This is a genomic window from Kitasatospora sp. NPDC057936 (genome assembly GCF_042887525.1).
In the GTDB taxonomy this organism is placed as follows: Bacteria; Actinomycetota; Actinomycetes; order Streptomycetales; family Streptomycetaceae; genus Kitasatospora.
Genome location: NZ_JBHVPD010000071.1, coordinates 13,166 through 27,365, shown reverse-complemented (window position 1 = coordinate 27,365; position 14,200 = coordinate 13,166). Strand labels below are relative to the sequence as shown.

General features: G+C 73.0%; 16 protein-coding genes. 6 read left to right on the top strand and 10 right to left on the bottom strand.

The features are described from left to right. Positions 1-135: 135 nt before the first annotated feature. Entirely contained in the window at positions 136-1,974 is a 1,839-nt protein-coding gene (locus tag ACFVU9_RS30690) for a phospholipase C (protein WP_380444949.1), read from the top strand. Between the two features lie 143 nt (positions 1,975-2,117). Here ACFVU9_RS30690 and ACFVU9_RS30685 read toward each other — a convergent pair whose 3' ends face one another. Further along, positions 2,118-2,678, bottom strand: coding sequence for a TetR/AcrR family transcriptional regulator (locus ACFVU9_RS30685; RefSeq protein ID WP_380444950.1), 561 nt, complete (start codon positions 2,676-2,678; stop codon positions 2,118-2,120). Between the two features lie 112 nt (positions 2,679-2,790). On the opposite strand from ACFVU9_RS30685, the gene ACFVU9_RS30680 reads away from it, so the two are divergent. Further along, positions 2,791-3,261 carry a DUF1348 family protein gene (locus tag ACFVU9_RS30680; protein ID WP_380444951.1) on the top strand — a complete coding sequence of 157 codons (471 nt, stop codon included), beginning with the start codon at positions 2,791-2,793 and terminating at the stop codon, positions 3,259-3,261. A 49-nt stretch (positions 3,262-3,310) separates the two neighbouring features. Continuing rightward, positions 3,311-3,832 carry a GNAT family N-acetyltransferase gene (locus tag ACFVU9_RS30675; protein WP_380498933.1) on the top strand — a complete coding sequence of 174 codons (522 nt, stop codon included), beginning with the start codon at positions 3,311-3,313 and terminating at the stop codon, positions 3,830-3,832. A gap of 15 nt (positions 3,833-3,847) precedes the next feature. Here the strand turns inward: ACFVU9_RS30675 and ACFVU9_RS30670 are convergent, their stop codons facing one another. From ACFVU9_RS30670 to ACFVU9_RS30655, 4 genes are all read right to left on the bottom strand, one after another. Continuing rightward, on the bottom strand, positions 3,848-4,657 hold the full coding sequence (locus tag ACFVU9_RS30670) for a class II aldolase/adducin family protein (RefSeq protein ID WP_380509222.1): 810 nt from the start codon (positions 4,655-4,657) through the stop codon (positions 3,848-3,850). 102 nt (positions 4,658-4,759) lie between these two features. Next, entirely contained in the window at positions 4,760-5,371 is a 612-nt protein-coding gene (locus tag ACFVU9_RS30665; protein WP_380444954.1) for a TetR/AcrR family transcriptional regulator, read from the bottom strand. 146 nt (positions 5,372-5,517) lie between these two features. Further along, positions 5,518-6,276 (bottom strand): YcnI family protein, encoded by a 759-nt coding sequence (locus ACFVU9_RS30660; RefSeq protein WP_387598957.1) that lies wholly within the window; start codon positions 6,274-6,276, stop codon positions 5,518-5,520. A 72-nt stretch (positions 6,277-6,348) separates the two neighbouring features. Continuing rightward, positions 6,349-7,146, bottom strand: a complete 798-nt coding sequence (locus ACFVU9_RS30655) for a hypothetical protein (protein WP_387598954.1) — start codon at positions 7,144-7,146, stop codon at positions 6,349-6,351. Between the two features lie 240 nt (positions 7,147-7,386). Between ACFVU9_RS30655 and ACFVU9_RS30650 the strand changes: the two genes are divergently transcribed. Beyond that, positions 7,387-7,884, top strand: coding sequence for a signal peptide protein (locus tag ACFVU9_RS30650; protein ID WP_380444957.1), 498 nt, complete (start codon positions 7,387-7,389; stop codon positions 7,882-7,884). A 76-nt stretch (positions 7,885-7,960) separates the two neighbouring features. On the opposite strand, the gene ACFVU9_RS30645 is transcribed toward ACFVU9_RS30650, so the two are convergent. Continuing rightward, on the bottom strand, positions 7,961-8,470 hold the full coding sequence (locus tag ACFVU9_RS30645; RefSeq protein ID WP_380444958.1) for a hypothetical protein: 510 nt from the start codon (positions 8,468-8,470) through the stop codon (positions 7,961-7,963). Between the two features lie 67 nt (positions 8,471-8,537). Here ACFVU9_RS30645 and ACFVU9_RS30640 point away from each other — a divergent pair, with 67 nt between their 5' ends. Beyond that, positions 8,538-9,500, top strand: coding sequence for an alpha/beta hydrolase (locus ACFVU9_RS30640; RefSeq protein WP_380511032.1), 963 nt, complete (start codon positions 8,538-8,540; stop codon positions 9,498-9,500). 23 nt (positions 9,501-9,523) lie between these two features. Here the strand turns inward: ACFVU9_RS30640 and ACFVU9_RS30635 are convergent, their stop codons facing one another. Beyond that, entirely contained in the window at positions 9,524-9,970 is a 447-nt protein-coding gene (locus ACFVU9_RS30635) for a hypothetical protein (RefSeq protein ID WP_380498941.1), read from the bottom strand. Between the two features lie 200 nt (positions 9,971-10,170). Here ACFVU9_RS30635 and ACFVU9_RS30630 point away from each other — a divergent pair, with 200 nt between their 5' ends. Beyond that, positions 10,171-11,241, top strand: coding sequence for a TolB family protein (locus tag ACFVU9_RS30630; RefSeq protein WP_380498942.1), 1,071 nt, complete (start codon positions 10,171-10,173; stop codon positions 11,239-11,241). A gap of 9 nt (positions 11,242-11,250) precedes the next feature. On the opposite strand, the gene ACFVU9_RS30625 is transcribed toward ACFVU9_RS30630, so the two are convergent. From ACFVU9_RS30625 to ACFVU9_RS30615, 3 genes are all read right to left on the bottom strand, one after another. Further along, positions 11,251-11,772, bottom strand: a complete 522-nt coding sequence (locus ACFVU9_RS30625) for a hypothetical protein (protein WP_380498943.1) — start codon at positions 11,770-11,772, stop codon at positions 11,251-11,253. Positions 11,773-11,951: 179 nt separating this feature from the next. Then, positions 11,952-12,866: an alkaline phosphatase family protein gene (locus tag ACFVU9_RS30620; RefSeq protein WP_387598949.1), complete on the bottom strand. Its 915-nt coding sequence runs from the start codon at positions 12,864-12,866 to the stop codon at positions 11,952-11,954. 170 nt (positions 12,867-13,036) lie between these two features. Then, complete coding sequence (locus ACFVU9_RS30615; protein WP_380444964.1) at positions 13,037-14,029, bottom strand: phosphatidylserine/phosphatidylglycerophosphate/cardiolipin synthase family protein; 993 nt, start codon at positions 14,027-14,029, stop codon at positions 13,037-13,039. Between the last annotated feature and the right edge of the window lie 171 nt (positions 14,030-14,200).

Sequence of the window (14,200 nt, the reverse complement as noted above, 5' to 3'; positions counted from 1 at the left end):
CTCTGGTTTACTGTCCGGTAACCTGCGGCCGGGAACCGCGTTCATCTGTTCCCTTTAGCGTCTTGGCCGCCGCCGGAGAGCGACTGCTCGCCCCGCGCGACCCCACTCGTTGACGACATGTTCGAGGATCACAGCATGCACGCAGTCCCCACCCGCAACCGGTGGCTCCGGTACGGCGCCGGCCTCGTCGGGGCCATGTCCCTCACCGCCCTCGGCGGCACCCCGGCGGCCTTCGCCGCGGAGGACCCGCAGACGGCCACGCCGATCAAGCACGTCGTGGTGATATTCCAGGAGAACGTCTCCTTCGACCACTACTTCGGCACCTACCCGAACGCGGCCAACACCGCCGACGACAAGGTGAAGTTCACCGCCAAGCCGGACACCCCGAAGGTGGACGGCCTCGGGGACGACCTGCTGCACCACAACCCGAACGCGATGAACCCGAAGCGCCTGGCCCCCACGCAGGCCGTCACCTGCGACCAGGACCACACGTACAAGGACGAGCAGCTCGCCGTCGACGGCGGCAAGATGGACAAGTTCGTCGAGCACACGAACGTCGAGAGCTGCAAGGCCCCGATGTTCACCCAGCCCGGCCTGGTCATGGACTACTACGACGGCAACACCGTCACCGGGTACTGGAACTACGCCCAGCGCTTCGCGATGAGCGACAACTCCTTCGGTACCAACTACGGCCCGTCCACCCCCGGCGCGATCAACCTGGTCTCGGGCCAGACGCACGGCGGCTACGCGGTCGACCCGAAGACCGGCCAGAAGACGACCGACGCCTACGCGGTCGCCTCCCCGGACGCGAACGGCGTCGGCACCGTCATCAACGACCCCGACCCGGGCTACGACGAGTGCTCCAGCACCGCGCACAACCAGCTGGTCATGACCGGCAAGAACATCGGCGACCTCCTCAACGACAAGGGCGTCAGCTGGGGCTGGTTCCAGGGCGGCTTCAAGCCGACCGCCTCCAAGGACGGCAAGGCCGTCTGCGGCGCCTCCCACAACAACATCGTGGGCGCGTCGCAGACCGACTACAACCCGCACCACGAGCCGTTCCAGTACTACAAGTCCACCGCGAACCCGAGCCACCTGGCTCCCAAGACCGTGGACGAGATCGGCCACAACGGCCAGGCCAACCACCAGTACGACCTGACCGACTTCGACGCGGCCCTCCAGCACGGCAACCTGCCCGCCGTCTCCTACCTCAAGGCCGCCAACTACCAGGACGGCCACGCCGGCTACTCCGACCCGCTGGACGAGCAGCAGTTCGTCGTCGACACGGTCAACAAGCTGCAGAAGTCCAAGGACTGGGCCTCCACCGCCGTCGTCATCGCCTACGACGACTCGGACGGCTGGTACGACCACAAGTTCGTCGAGCCCGTGAACGGCTCGCGCGACGCCGTCAACGACAGCCTGAGCGGCACCGGCCAGTGCGGCAAGGACGCCGGCGCGGGCGGCTACGCCGACCGCTGCGGCTACGGCCCGCGCCTGCCGCTGCTGGTGCTGTCCCCGTACTCGAAGTCCAACTTCGTGGACCACACCCAGACCGACCAGACCTCGGTCCTGCGCTTCGTCGAGGACAACTGGAAGACCGGCCGCGTCGGCGACTCCTCCTTCGACGAGCGCGCCGGCTCCATCGAGGGCATGTTCGACTTCAAGAACGCCCAGTCGGCGACCCTGATCCTCGACCCGGCCACCGGCCAGCCCGCCGGCGCCACCACCCCGACCGGCCAGCCGACCGACGGCTCCTCCACCGCCGCCGGCACGCCGTCCACCGGCACGGGCGGCACCACGGCCGCGGGCACCTCCGCCGCGACCCCGACCGCCGGGGCCACGACGAGCGGCCCGGCCCTCGCCGCCACCGGCTCCTCCAACACCATGCCGATCGCGGCCGCCGCCGCGGCCCTTGTGGCACTCGGCGCCGGCGCGGTGGTCTTCGCCCGCCGCAAGCGCGGTCGCCGCGCCTGATCCCCGCACCGTCCTGACACCGCCGGGCCCTCCCTGGGCCCGGCGGTGTCGTGCGTCCGGGGCCGGATAGGGCCCCGGTCTCAGGCCCCGGCCCCTCGGTCCCCGGAACCGTCAGACCCCGGAACCGTCAGACTCCGGAACCGTCAGACCCCGGCCGCCCGCAGCAGCACGCGGGCGGCCTCCTTCGCCTCGGCGGCGGGGGTGGCGTCACCGCGGATGGCGGCGGCGGTGATGGCGCCCTCGGCGAGGAGGGCCAGGTGGGCGGCGGTGGCGGGCGGCGCGCCGGCGGCCGCGGCGAGGCCGGCGAGGTAGGCGGCGAACTCGTCCTTGTGGTGCCGCGCGGCGGCGGCCACCACCGGTGCCGTGGCGCCCAGTTCGCCGAAGGCGTTGACGAACGCGCAGCCCCGGAAGGCGGGTTGGGCGAACCAGTCGGCCAACCAGTCGAAGACCGCCAGGACTTGCCCGCCCGGATCGGCGGTGGCCGCGGCCACCTGGGCGGCGAGCTCGTCGCGCCAGCGCTCGTCGCGGCGCAGCAGGTAGGCCTCGACCAGGTCCCCCTTGGACGGGAAGTACTGGTAGAGGCGGCGCAGGGTGACGCCGGAGGCGGTCCGCACGGCGTCCATGCCGACGGCCTGGATGCCCTGGCCGTAGAACAGTTCCTCGGCCGCGTCGAGGATGCCGGTGCGCGTGGCGTCGTGGTCCATCTGCCGTGCCCTTTGCGTGAGAACGTTGGTTCTCCTAGAGTAGCCGAGGAGGCGAGAACGGTCGTTCTCGCCGCGCCGGAACCGCGCCCACGAGCGCCCCAGGAGGTCACGCATGTCCGCACAGCGCCCGCCCCTGCCCCCGTTCACCACGGAGACCGCCCACGAGAAGGTCCGCGCCGCCGAGGACGGCTGGAACACCCGCGACCCGCAGCGCGTCGCCCTCGCCTACACGCCCGGCAGCCGCTGGCGCAACCGCGCCGAGTTCGTCACCGGCCGCGAGGAGATCACCGCCTTCCTCACCCGCAAGTGGGCGCACGAGCACGAGTACCGCCTGATCAAGGAGCTGTGGGCGCACGACGGCCACCGCATCGCCGTCCGCTTCGCCTACGAGTGGCGCGACGACTCCGGCCAGTGGCACCGCTCGTACGGCAACGAGAACTGGGAGTTCGACGACGACGGCCTCATGGCCCACCGCCACGCCTCCATCAACGACCTGCCGATCGCCGCGGACGAGCGCCTGTTCCACTGGCCCCTGGGCCGCCGGCCCGACGGCCACCCGGGCCTGACCGACCTCGGCCTCTGACACCCCGACGGCACGGGGGGGCGGCGGGACGCGGCCGTAGCCTGGGCGCATGGAGAAGATCGTCACGTACCTGGAGATGACCGACCCCGCCGAGCTGCGCCCGTCCCCGCCGGTCGCCGGGCTGGCCCTCACCCCCGCCGACGGCGCGTCACCCACGGTGCAGGCCGTCCAGGCGCGCGTCGGGGCGCCGCACGGCTGGCGCAGCACCGCCCGCACCGCCGAGGACTGGGCGGCCCACCTCGCCGAGCACCCGCGCCGCCAGTACTGGCTGCTCACCCACGACGGCGAGCCCGCCGGCGTCGCCAACCTGGAGCCGCACCCGGGCGGCGACGTCGAGGTCACCACCTTCGGCCTCGTCCCCGAGCACGTCGGCCGCGGCCTCGGCGGCTACGCGCTGACGCTCGCCCTGCGCCAGGCCTGGGCCACCGAGCCCCTCGGCGCGCAGAGCGTCCGCCGGGTCTGGCTGCACACCGACAGCAACGACCACCCGAACGCCCTGCGCAACTACGAGAAGCGCGGGCTGCGCCCGTACGAGGTCAGGACCGAGGAGGTCAGGACCGAGCGCGCATGAACCGCAGGGCCCGGATCAGTCGAACAGGTCCGGGTCCGAGACGGTGATCTGGTCCCACAGCGGGCGGGCCTGGAACCAGCCGGCCAGCGAGCTGCCGATCTGCTCGCGGGTGCGCAGCGCGGTCTCGCGGTCGATCAGCCTGGGCGTGCCGGCGGCCATCGCGAGCAGCTGCGCCTGGCAGGAGCGCTCCATGGTGACGAACCACCAGACCGCCTCGGCGACGGACTGCCCGACCGTCAGCAGGCCGTGGTTCTGCAGGATGACGGCCTTGTGCGGGCCGAGGGCCGCGCCGATCCGCTTGCCCTCCTCCACCTCGTTGACCACGCCCCGGTAGTCGCTGTAGACGGCGTGGTCCTCGAAGAAGGCGCAGGCGTCCTGGGTGATGGGGTCGAGCGGGATGCCGAGGCTGGAGAAGGCCTTGCCGTGCAGCGAGTGGGAGTGCGCGGCAGCGATCGCATCGGGCCGGGCGGCGTGCACCTGGGAGTGGATGACGAACGCGGCCTTGTTGACCGGGCGGCTGCCGTGCAGCAGGTTGCCCTCGTGGTCGACCAGGATCAGGTCGGAGGCCTTGATCTGGCCGAAGGCCATGCCGAACGGGTTGACCCAGAACCACTGCGGGTTCTCCGGGTCGCGCACGGTGATGTGGCCCGCGACGCCCTCGGAGAACCCGAACCGGCCGAACAGCCGGAAGCCGGCCGCGAGTTGCTCCTTGCGGTACTGGCGCTCGGCCTCGACGGAGTCGAAGGTCGGCGGCAGCGGGAAGGTGACGCCCTGCGGCATCGGGCCGACGACGGCGGCGAGGGAGTCGGGGAGCGGGGTGGTCATGGCGTCCTCCCGGAGTGGGGGTGCGAGTGCCTTCCTCCGGGATGATACGAGCATGTATCCGATACGTCGATGCATCGGATGCCTCGACTTGCGGAGGCTCCCTCAGCCGGCCGCCTCCGTCACGGCACCCAGGATCGTCCCGAGGAACCGGCGCTCCAGCTCGCCGGGCGGCAGCACGTCGGGCTCGACGTAGCTCTGCGCCAGGCCGCCCTCGCGGATCGCGATCAGCAGCCGGGCCAGCTCCTCGGCGTCCACGGTGAGCCGCAGGCCGACCCGCTCCAGCTGGGCGGTCAGGCCCCGGGCGAGCTCCGCCCGCAGCCGCGCGTCGTGCCGGGCGAGCACCCAGCCGGCCTGCGGGTCGCGGATCGCGAGGAGGGTGAACTCGGTGCTCACGAGGTACCAGTCCCGCTCGGCCGGGTCGATCCGGGCGATCCGCCCGGCGAACTCGGCGAGGGTGGACTCCCCGGCGGGCAGCGCGTCCGCCAGGTCGGCCAGGCGGTCGAGGATCTCCTGGCTGTGCTGGTCGAACAGGGCGAGGAAGAGCTCCTCCTTGCTGCCGAAGTTCGAGTAGAACGCGCCCCGGGTGTAGCCGGCCCGGGTGCAGACCTGCTCGATCGTCGCGGCCTGGAACCCGTGCTCGGCGAAGACCGCGAGCGCCGCCTCCAGCAGCGCGGCTCGGGTCACGGGGCGGCGCTTGGTGGTGCCCTTGGGCATCGAACCTCCGGGGGTGGATCGGATGCACGAGTGTATCGATCACGGTGCCGCCTCGGTCGGCGTCGCCCACGGTGCCCGACCCGGCCGGCGTCGCCCGGCCCCGCCGAGGGCCGGTGCGGGAGGAGTCCCGCACCGGCCCGGGAGGGTCAGGCAGCGGTGCCGGTGGAGCGGCGGCGGCCCAGCAGGAGGCCCGCGGCCACGCCGAGGGCCCCCAGGACGACGCCCGCGATGCCGATCGCGCGGGCGGTGGAGTCGCTGGTGCTCGCCTTCGCCGCCACCGGGGCCGCCGGAGCCGCCGGAGCCGCCGGGGCGGCGGCCGGAGCCGGTGCGGCCGTGGCATCCCCGGCGGTCGTCGCGCTCGCCGCGCTCGCCGCGGTCAGCTTGAGGACCGGCGCCGGGTTCTTCGGCTCGGGCTGCCCCTCCTGCGGCTCCTCGATCCAGCGGACGATGTTCCCGTCGCTGTACGTCTGGAGCGCCTTGAAGACGACCTTGTCCGTGCCCTCGGGCAGCGCGCCGAGGTCGACGGTGAAGTCCTGGTAGTGGCCGGGGGCGATCTGGCCGCCGGTCCAGACGATCTGCGACACCACGTCGGTGATGTCGCCGTCGTCGGTGTGGATCGGCGTCGCGAGCTTGGTGGTCTGGATCCGGTCGGTCCAGCCCGCCACCGGCGCGACCAGGGCGGACGGGATCGGGTGGTCGACCGGGAAGTCGATCTCGACCTTCACCGTGCTGTTCTTGTCGTCCTCGTTCGGCACGCGGAACGCGAAGGTCTGGTCGGTCGCGTTCTTCGGCACGCTGGACGGCTGCACGGTGACGTGCGCGGACGCGGCGGTGGCGCCGGCCAGCACGGCCGTGGCGGCCAGGGCGGAGGCGGCGGCGAGGCGGATCGCGGAGGAGGCTCTCATGGGTGGTGTCTTCTCCAGGGAAGGCATGGGTGTGGTCAGGGGCGGGCGGACGGCCGCAACGGGACGGTCCCGTCAGGCGGCCGCGCCCAGCGGCGGACCGCGCCTGATCACCACGTGCCGGAGCGGCGCCGACCGCACCGGACCCCACCAGTCGTACGCCGGCACCCGACGCACGGCGCCCGCCCGCGACCGGCCGCCGAGCCCGTCGCTCAGGGCCTCGAACAGGGCCAGCACGCCGCGGAGTTGATCCGCGCAGGCCCGCACGGCGGCCGAGGCGGTGCCGGCCGCGAGCCGGACCAGCGACCAGACGGCCGCCTCGCCGCGCCGCAGCCACCAGCCGGCGGCGACGGTCGCGGCCAGGTGCGCCGCGAGCATGGCCGGGCTGAGGCCGAGGAGCGTCGCGTGGCACCAGAAGGCGACGTGCGTCGCCGCGACGGCGGTGTGCGGGAGCGCCCCGCCGCCGCCCGTCACGGCGTGGGCCATCGCCACGCCGGGGCGCCCGCCCATCCCTGACATCCCAGGCATGCCAGGCATATCGGCCATGGTGTCCGCTTCGCCCCTCGCCGGGACCGCGCGCGAGGCCTGGGCAGCGTGGAAGAGGACGTGCAAGCCCCCTTGTGCGCCTGCCAGGCTCCCGATGATCGCCCGCGCCGAGCGTTCCCGTCGCGCGCCGAAAGCCGCCGCGGTGCCGGACAGCACCCACCCGAGGAACAGCGCGCCCGGCGGGACCGGGCTCCCGGAGGCGAAAACGTGCCCGGCCGCGGCCAGCACGACGCAGACCGTCGCGAAGGGCAGGGCCCTCAGTACGCGAAGGTCGAGCGCGGCGGCGCGAACCGGTGTCGGCAGCGCCTCGGGTCGGGAGGCAGCCATGGCCGGGACATCATGCCACCCCCGACCGAGCGCCGGGCCGGTTCCCCCGAACCCCGCACATCACCGCGAGAACGTACGGGTTCCGGCGGCCTCCGCAGCGGGCCGCGGGCCCCGGCGGATGCGGCGGATGCGGTTGGCGTGCACCGTGGATACGTACAGCCCGCCCGAGCGGCGACCGTCCGTGCACCCGCGGATCCCCATCGGTCACCGGGCGTGCCGTCGACGATCGAAGGAGGCGCCATGCCCAGCAGGAGGATCCCCCGCAGAGGTCCGGTCCTGACCGCCGTCGCCCTCGCCGCCCTCCCGGCCATCGCGCTGGTCGCCCCCGGGCAGGCGGTGGCGTCCGCTCCCCCGCCGGCGGCGACGGCCGCCGCGGCACCGGTCGGGTTCGTGAACCTGCCGAGCAGCCCGCTGCCGGCCGACCGCACGCCGCACCGGATCACCGTGACCTACCGCAACCCCTCCTCCGCGGACCGCACCGTGGCCCCGCAGGTCCTCGTCGAGTCGCCCGACAAGGGCCCCTTCCTCGTCACGTCCGACGTCAGGCTCGAACTGCTCGGTTCCGACGGGCGGTGGCGGACCGTGCAGCTCGGGAGCCAGACCGGCACGCTGTTCACCGGCCTCACCACCGCGAAGATCGTCCTGCACGGCCACCACACGCTCACCGAGCACTACCGGCTCACGGTGCTCGCGCCCGCCCACGGCACGGTCGAGCCGCGGATCGCGCTGTACTCCTGAGCCCACGACGCCCGAGCCCACAGCGCCTGAGCCCACGACGCCTGAGCCCACGGCTCCTGCGCCCACGCCCGCACGGTCAGGCGTGCTCCCTGAGGAAGGCCCCCGCGTGGGCCGCGGCCACCTCCGCGCTCACGTGGTGCACCCCGTCCTCCGCGGCACCGAAGACACCGTCGGCCCCCGTCGCCGTCCAGCCCCAGCCGCCGCCCGGCGCCTGGACCAACCTCGCCGTCCCACCGAAGAGTTCGAGCGTGCCCGCCTCCTGCGCCGGGCGCTGGACGGCGTCCGGCCACTTCTTCCGCGCGCCCTGCCGGGTGATGCCCCACACGGCACCGAGCTGCTCGTAACTCGCCCCGTACGAACCGGCGGTGCCGGCCGCCGTCGCCGTCAGCTGCTTCACCGCGCCGTCCACCACCTTCCAGGCGGCGAGGACGGACAGCGCCACCTCCGCCGGGTCCGCGTCCCACATGCGCTCCTGCGCGAGCCCGCTCTGCCGGGCGCGGATGGCCGCGGCCAGCGGGTCCAGGGCCTCGCAGAGAGCCTTGTCGAGTGCCGCCTGTTCTTCCCGGGTGATCTCAGGCATCATCATGTGACAACCATAGTTTACGAAGTCGGTTCGCGGTAACAAAAGTTACCGAGATGAGGGGGGTTCGTTCATGGGTGTCGCCTTCGACCCGGAACTGCACGCCGCGCTGGCGGCCGTCGGCACGCCGGAGCCGCTCACGCCGGCCGGGCTCGCGGCCTGGCAGGCCCGGGACACCGCCTCCCGGCCCCGGCCGACGGCCGAACGGCTGCGGGACGGCGGCCGGTTCGAGGTCGCGGAGCTGCGGGCGCCGGTCGCGTGGGACGGCAGCGAGGTCCGGCTGGTGACGGCCCGGCCCGCCGGGCTCGACGGGCCGCTGCCCGTCCTGTACTACCTGCACGGCGGCGGGATGATCTCCGGCAACGCGTGGTCCGTCCTGCCCCGCCTGCTGCGCGAGACGGCCGAACCGCTCGGGCTCGCCGTCGTCTCCGTCGACTATCGGCTGGCACCCGGCGCGCGGTACCCGGCGGCCGTCGAGGACTGCTACGCCGGGCTCCTCCACACCACCGAACTCGCCGATGAGCTGGGCCTCGACGCGAAGCGCGTCGTCCTCGGCGGCAAGAGCGCGGGCGGCGGGCTCGCCGCGGCCCTCGCCCTGCTGACGCGCGACCGCGGCGGGCCGGCCCCGATCGGCCAACTGCTCCTCAGCCCGATGCTCGACGACCGCGGCGACACGCACTCCAGCCACCAGCTGGCCGGCCGTGACACCTGGGACCGCACCTCCAACGCCACCGCCTGGCAGGCCGTGCTCGGCGAGCGGTACGGCTCCGCCGACCTGCCGCCCTACGCCGCCCCCGCCCGCGCGACCGACCTCGCCGGGCTGCCCCCGGCCTACGTCGAGGTCGGGTCGGCCGAGACCTTCCGGGACGAGGCCGTGGCCTACGCCGACGCGATCTGGCGGGCCGGCGGCGCGGCCGAACTCCACGTCTGGCCGGGGGCGTTCCACGGCTTCGACACCCTCGCGCCGCACGCGGCCCTCAGCCGGGACGCCCTCGACGCCCGCACCCGCTGGCTGCGGCGGATCCTCGGGCGGTGAACGCGGGCCGACCGGGTCCCGGGTCAGGGGTGGGCGCCGTCGCCGTACACGCCGCCGGCGGCGTCCGTCAGGCTCGCCATCAACTCCGCGTGCCAGAGGTTCATGTAGTCCAGCCGGCGCCACCGCGGATTGTGGTCCGGGTGGTCGCGGAAGCGGTCGGCCGTCCGGCACAGCCGCGCCCACCAGATCGACACGTCCTGGCGCAGCCGCTGGGTCTCGCCCGGCTCCTCCGTCCGCTCCTCCTCCAGGACGACCTCCCAGGCGACCAGGAGGTCCGCGAGCTGGATGCAGTCGGCCGAGGTGATCTGCTCCAGGCGCTCGGCGGCGAAATGGGCGTCGCTGCCGTCGGGCTGCGCGGCGACGATCTCGCGCAGTCTGGCGGCCAGGAACGTCCGCAGCGGGTCGATGTCCTCGACGTGCAGGTCGTCGGAGAACTCCAGCAGTTCGGCGGGCTTGCGGGCGGCGGTCATCGCGGTCTCCCCTCCCGGTCCGGACAGACGGGCGGACGTGGCGGGCCGTCACGCTCCGCCGCGTTCCGACAAGGACGATAGCGCGGAGTTCCCCGCCGGTGGGGCTGTTCCACGGCTGTGACACGTCGTCGACGCGGCGCGGACCTGCGGCTGCGAGGCTCCTACCTGTAAGCGAGCAACGCACGAGGGGGACCTGGAAGATGTCCGTTCGCACCACAGTCCGCAACCGGTTCGGCACCGTCGCCGCGATAGCCCTGATGACCACCGCCGGCACCGTCCTGGTCTCCGCCTGCGGTCCCAACGACACGGGCAACGGCCCCGAGCCGACCGCCGCCCCCGGCACGGCCGCGCCGGGCAAGAGCGGCGGCGCGGGCGGTTCGACGGGCGGTTCCGGCGGCACGGGCAGCACCGGCAGCACGGGCGGCGCCAAGGAGGTCAACGGCACCAGCGCGGCCAACCACCTCACCATCAGCACGGGCACCCAGACCGTCGTGATGAACGGCACCACCGTCGACTTCGGCACCGTCGTCCGCGACCTCGCGTGGTCCCCCGACGGCAAGCACGCCGCGTTCGTCAACGGCAACGGCGACCTCGTCACCGCCAACCCGGACGGCAGCAACAAGGTCGTCCTCGCCAAGAACCCGGGCGGCGAGACCTGGTCCCACCCGAGCTGGCAGCACGCCGAGAAGAGCGACGCCGTCTCGGACAGCCCGGGGTTCCTGGAGCGCTTCGCCAACATCGTGTTCTCCTCGGCCAAGGGCGGCGTCCTGACCCTGGAGACGGTCCCCGTCAAGGGCGGCACCGCCCCCAAGGCGGTCACGCCCGCCATCTCCGACGGCGGCGGCCCCGGCGTCACGCAGCCGCCCGCGACCGGCAACACCTGGTCGAACGCCGGCGGCAAGCGCGGCGAGGTCGCGTACGCCAACACGCCCAACGGCGAGGTCTACATCTACGACGACTACATCCGGGCCAACACCCGCGACATGGGCAAGGGCTCGCAGCCGGCGCTCTCCCCCGACGGCGAGCAGGTCGTCTTCGTCCGCTCCGTGAACGGGCACGACCACCTGTTCTCGAAGAACACCGAGAACCAGGGCAAGGAGAAGGACCTCACCCCGTCCGCCACCACGGACTACACCGAGCCCGCGTGGTCCCCGGACGGGAAGACCATCGCCGTCCGCACCCCGGACGGGATCAGCACCCTCCCGGCCGACGGCTCGGCCGCCCCGGCCCCCGTCTCGACGTTCAAGGGCCTGCCGGCCTTCCGGCCGTGATCTCCCGCCTCAACCCCGAGAGCTGCGCGCCAACTCGGCGCGCAGCTCGGCCAGGTGCTCCTCCGCGTTCTCGTGCGGGAGGTACTCGACCACGTCGAGGAAGCGGAACAGCACCCGGGACGCGGTGACGCCGTACTCGTAGTCCCCGTACCCGACCACCGCACCCGTACCACCGCGCACGGCGCCCCGGACGACGGCCGACGTCAGCCCGTCCGGGGCGCCGTCCGCCGTGGTGCGCCGACGGGCGTTGGGCCGGGCCAGGTACGGGCAGACCATCGAGGCGTACAGCATGCACGCCCGGTGTCCCGGCCCCTCCATCGTCGGCGCGAGGTTCCGGTACGGCCGCCCGTCCGCCAGTGCCTCGGCGATCGCCGCGCTCTCCGCAGCGCCGACCACCCGCCACACCGGCCCCTGCGGCATCAGCTCGTCGCACACCGAACACCGCCGCTCCAGCGCACAGTTCGCACTCCGCCCGTAGTCGGTCAGCGCGAACTGCGGCTCACCCCCCTCCCAGGGAGTGATCGCCGGCACGGGATACCCACGCACATCACGGGGCCGGCCCTCGACGGCCGGCGGCATCGGAACGGAATCGAAGCGCACGCGCCATGCTTACCACGGCCCTCACTTCACGGCGAAGCCCGGACGGTGACCGGGACGGGTCCGGCACCGCGTGGTGCCGGACCCCGTCGTCGGGCGGCGTGCGGGGTGGGTCAGTTCCAGATGCCGGAGATGTCGGTGCCGTTGGCCGCGTTGCCCGCGTGGGTGGTCAGGCCGGCGAGGTCCTCCAGGGTGCGCAGGACGTCGTAGTGGTTGTAGGTGGTGGCGGTGGTGCTGCCGGGGGCCACGTGGGCGCCGGAGACGACGGTGGGGATGCGGTTGCCGGCCAGGCGGTTGTCCTCGTCGAAGGTGACGAGGAGCAGGCTGTTGTGGCTCGCGGCCCAGGTGGCGTAGGCGCCGAGGTTGGTCTTGAGCCAGGTGTCGCCGGTCTTGACCGAGCAGTCGTGCATGTCGCTGCACAGGTTCGGCACGACGAAGGACACCTTCGGCAGGGTGGTGTAGTCGGTCGGGAACTGGCTGAAGGTCCGGGCCGAGTTCAGCGCGACGTTGCCGAAGCCGAACCACGGGTTGTGCTTCTGCGCGTAGTTGCCGCTGCTGCACACCGTGCTGCCCTGGGCGGGCAGGGACTCGTTGTAGCTGCCCCAGGTCTTCCCCGCGGCGGTGAGCTCGGAGGCGAGGTTCGGAGCCTGCAGGCCGCCGACGTTCACGCAGCTGTCGTCGGTGATGCCCTGCGTCGAGCCGGAGAACAGCGCGTAGTAGTTCGGCTGGCTCGGGTGCGTGATCGCGTACGACTGGGTGAGCGTCGCGCCGCCCTTGGCCAGGGAGTTGATGTACGGCGCGCTGCTGCTGCCGATGACCTGGCTGTAGGCGTGGTTCTCCATGACGACCACGATCACGTGGTCGGGGGCGGGCAGCGCGGCGGCCTGCGCGGCGGGGGCGGTGGCGGCCCACAGGCCGGCGGAGGCGGCCACGAGGGCGGTCGCCGAGGCTACGGCGGTCGCGGTGCGGCGGGAACGCAGGCGGGTGCGCGGGCGGGTGCGCAGGCGGAGCTGGGCGGGCTCAGGCATGACGAGTCCTCACGGGGGATGGGAACGGTCCGGTGGGAGGCCGCCCGGCGGCGGTGCGCCGGGCGGCTCTCCCGGGTGTTCTGCGTGGGGCAGGCGGTACCTGGTGCGGATTCCGCCGGATGCGGCGGTCCGACGTGGCTGGTGCCGGGCGTGGCTGGTGCCGGACGTGCCTAGTAGGGCTGGCCGTTGGCGAAGTCGGTGGCGAAGGTCGACTCGATCGTGCTCAGCACGCCGGAGTCGGTGGTGATCAGACCGAGCTCGCGGTTGTTGTTCAGCGAGTTGTCGGAGAAGTTCTCCGAGCCGGCGAACACCTTGGCCGTCGACGTGCCGTAGTCGGCGACGATCGCCTTCGCGTGGATGTACAGGCCCGTGGTGGACGAGTACGTGACGATCCTGCCGCCGGCCGTCGTCACCTCGTCGAAGTAGCTGCCGTAGGAGTCGGGGTTCATGCCGACCACGCGCACGGTGACGCCGCGGCTCGCGGCGGCGGCGACCGCGTCCACCAGGGCCTGGTCGCCGAACTCCAGCTCCTGGACGTCGAGGGAGGTCTGCGCGCCGTTGATCAGCGCGAGCAGGCGGTCCTGCGAGTCGGTGGGCGACCAGACCAGGTTGTCGCCGTCCGAGGGGGTGATCGAGGTCTTCGCGTAGTCCGCGGCGAAGACCTGCTCGATCGCGGCGACGTCGTTCGCGTCCGAGTCGAAGACGCCGTAGTCACGGCTGGACGAGTAGTAGGTGGCGTCCAGGTTGCCGGTCAGGATCAGGGACTTGGCGCCGTCCACGGTGACGGTCTTCTGGTGGGTGTAGACGTACGCCGAGGAGGAGTACGTCACGCCGACGCCCGCGGCCTTGAGCGCGGAGTACGCGGCGCCGTTGACCGAGGTGTGCTTGGCGTCCAGGATCACCCGCACCTTGACGCCCGCCTGCTTGCGGCCGATCAGGGCGTTCACCGCGGCGGTGTCGCGCAGCTCGTACATCGTCACGTCGACGGACTTGGTCGCCGAGTTGATGAAGTCGTCGACCAGGCTGTGGTTCTGGTCCGGGAACACCACGGCCGAGTAGGTGCCGGCCACGGCGTCGGCCTGGGCGGCGCCGGCCATCGGCACCACGGCGGCGGCGGACAGCAGGACGGCGCAGGCGCGGCGGGCGATGCGGGACAGGGGCATGCTGACTCCACGTCGGTGAGGTGGGGGCTGTGGGGACACACGGGCGTGCCGGAGGTGCGCACAGGCGTGCTGAAGGCGCGCACGGGCGTGCTCGACGTGCGCACGGGGGTGCTTGAGGTGTGCCGAACAAGCATGCGGCTCATCGGTTTACGCGGGTAGATCCCAGCAGGT

Excerpts from the sequence above, each read along its gene's own strand:
- ACFVU9_RS30690 (WP_380444949.1), top strand. The coding sequence starts at position 136 with ATGCACGCAGTCCCCACCCGCAACCGGTGGCTCCGGTACGGCGCCGGC.
- ACFVU9_RS30685 (WP_380444950.1), bottom strand. The coding sequence starts at position 2,678 with ATGGACCACGACGCCACGCGCACCGGCATCCTCGACGCGGCCGAGGAA.
- ACFVU9_RS30680 (WP_380444951.1), top strand. The coding sequence starts at position 2,791 with ATGTCCGCACAGCGCCCGCCCCTGCCCCCGTTCACCACGGAGACCGCC.
- ACFVU9_RS30675 (WP_380498933.1), top strand. The coding sequence starts at position 3,311 with ATGGAGAAGATCGTCACGTACCTGGAGATGACCGACCCCGCCGAGCTG.
- ACFVU9_RS30670 (WP_380509222.1), bottom strand. The coding sequence starts at position 4,657 with ATGACCACCCCGCTCCCCGACTCCCTCGCCGCCGTCGTCGGCCCGATG.
- ACFVU9_RS30665 (WP_380444954.1), bottom strand. The coding sequence starts at position 5,371 with ATGCCCAAGGGCACCACCAAGCGCCGCCCCGTGACCCGAGCCGCGCTG.
- ACFVU9_RS30660 (WP_387598957.1), bottom strand. The coding sequence starts at position 6,276 with ATGAGAGCCTCCTCCGCGATCCGCCTCGCCGCCGCCTCCGCCCTGGCC.
- ACFVU9_RS30655 (WP_387598954.1), bottom strand. The coding sequence starts at position 7,146 with ATGGCTGCCTCCCGACCCGAGGCGCTGCCGACACCGGTTCGCGCCGCC.
- ACFVU9_RS30650 (WP_380444957.1), top strand. The coding sequence starts at position 7,387 with ATGCCCAGCAGGAGGATCCCCCGCAGAGGTCCGGTCCTGACCGCCGTC.
- ACFVU9_RS30645 (WP_380444958.1), bottom strand. The coding sequence starts at position 8,470 with ATGATGATGCCTGAGATCACCCGGGAAGAACAGGCGGCACTCGACAAG.
- ACFVU9_RS30640 (WP_380511032.1), top strand. The coding sequence starts at position 8,538 with ATGGGTGTCGCCTTCGACCCGGAACTGCACGCCGCGCTGGCGGCCGTC.
- ACFVU9_RS30635 (WP_380498941.1), bottom strand. The coding sequence starts at position 9,970 with ATGACCGCCGCCCGCAAGCCCGCCGAACTGCTGGAGTTCTCCGACGAC.
- ACFVU9_RS30630 (WP_380498942.1), top strand. The coding sequence starts at position 10,171 with ATGTCCGTTCGCACCACAGTCCGCAACCGGTTCGGCACCGTCGCCGCG.
- ACFVU9_RS30620 (WP_387598949.1), bottom strand. The coding sequence starts at position 12,866 with ATGCCTGAGCCCGCCCAGCTCCGCCTGCGCACCCGCCCGCGCACCCGC.
- ACFVU9_RS30615 (WP_380444964.1), bottom strand. The coding sequence starts at position 14,029 with ATGCCCCTGTCCCGCATCGCCCGCCGCGCCTGCGCCGTCCTGCTGTCC.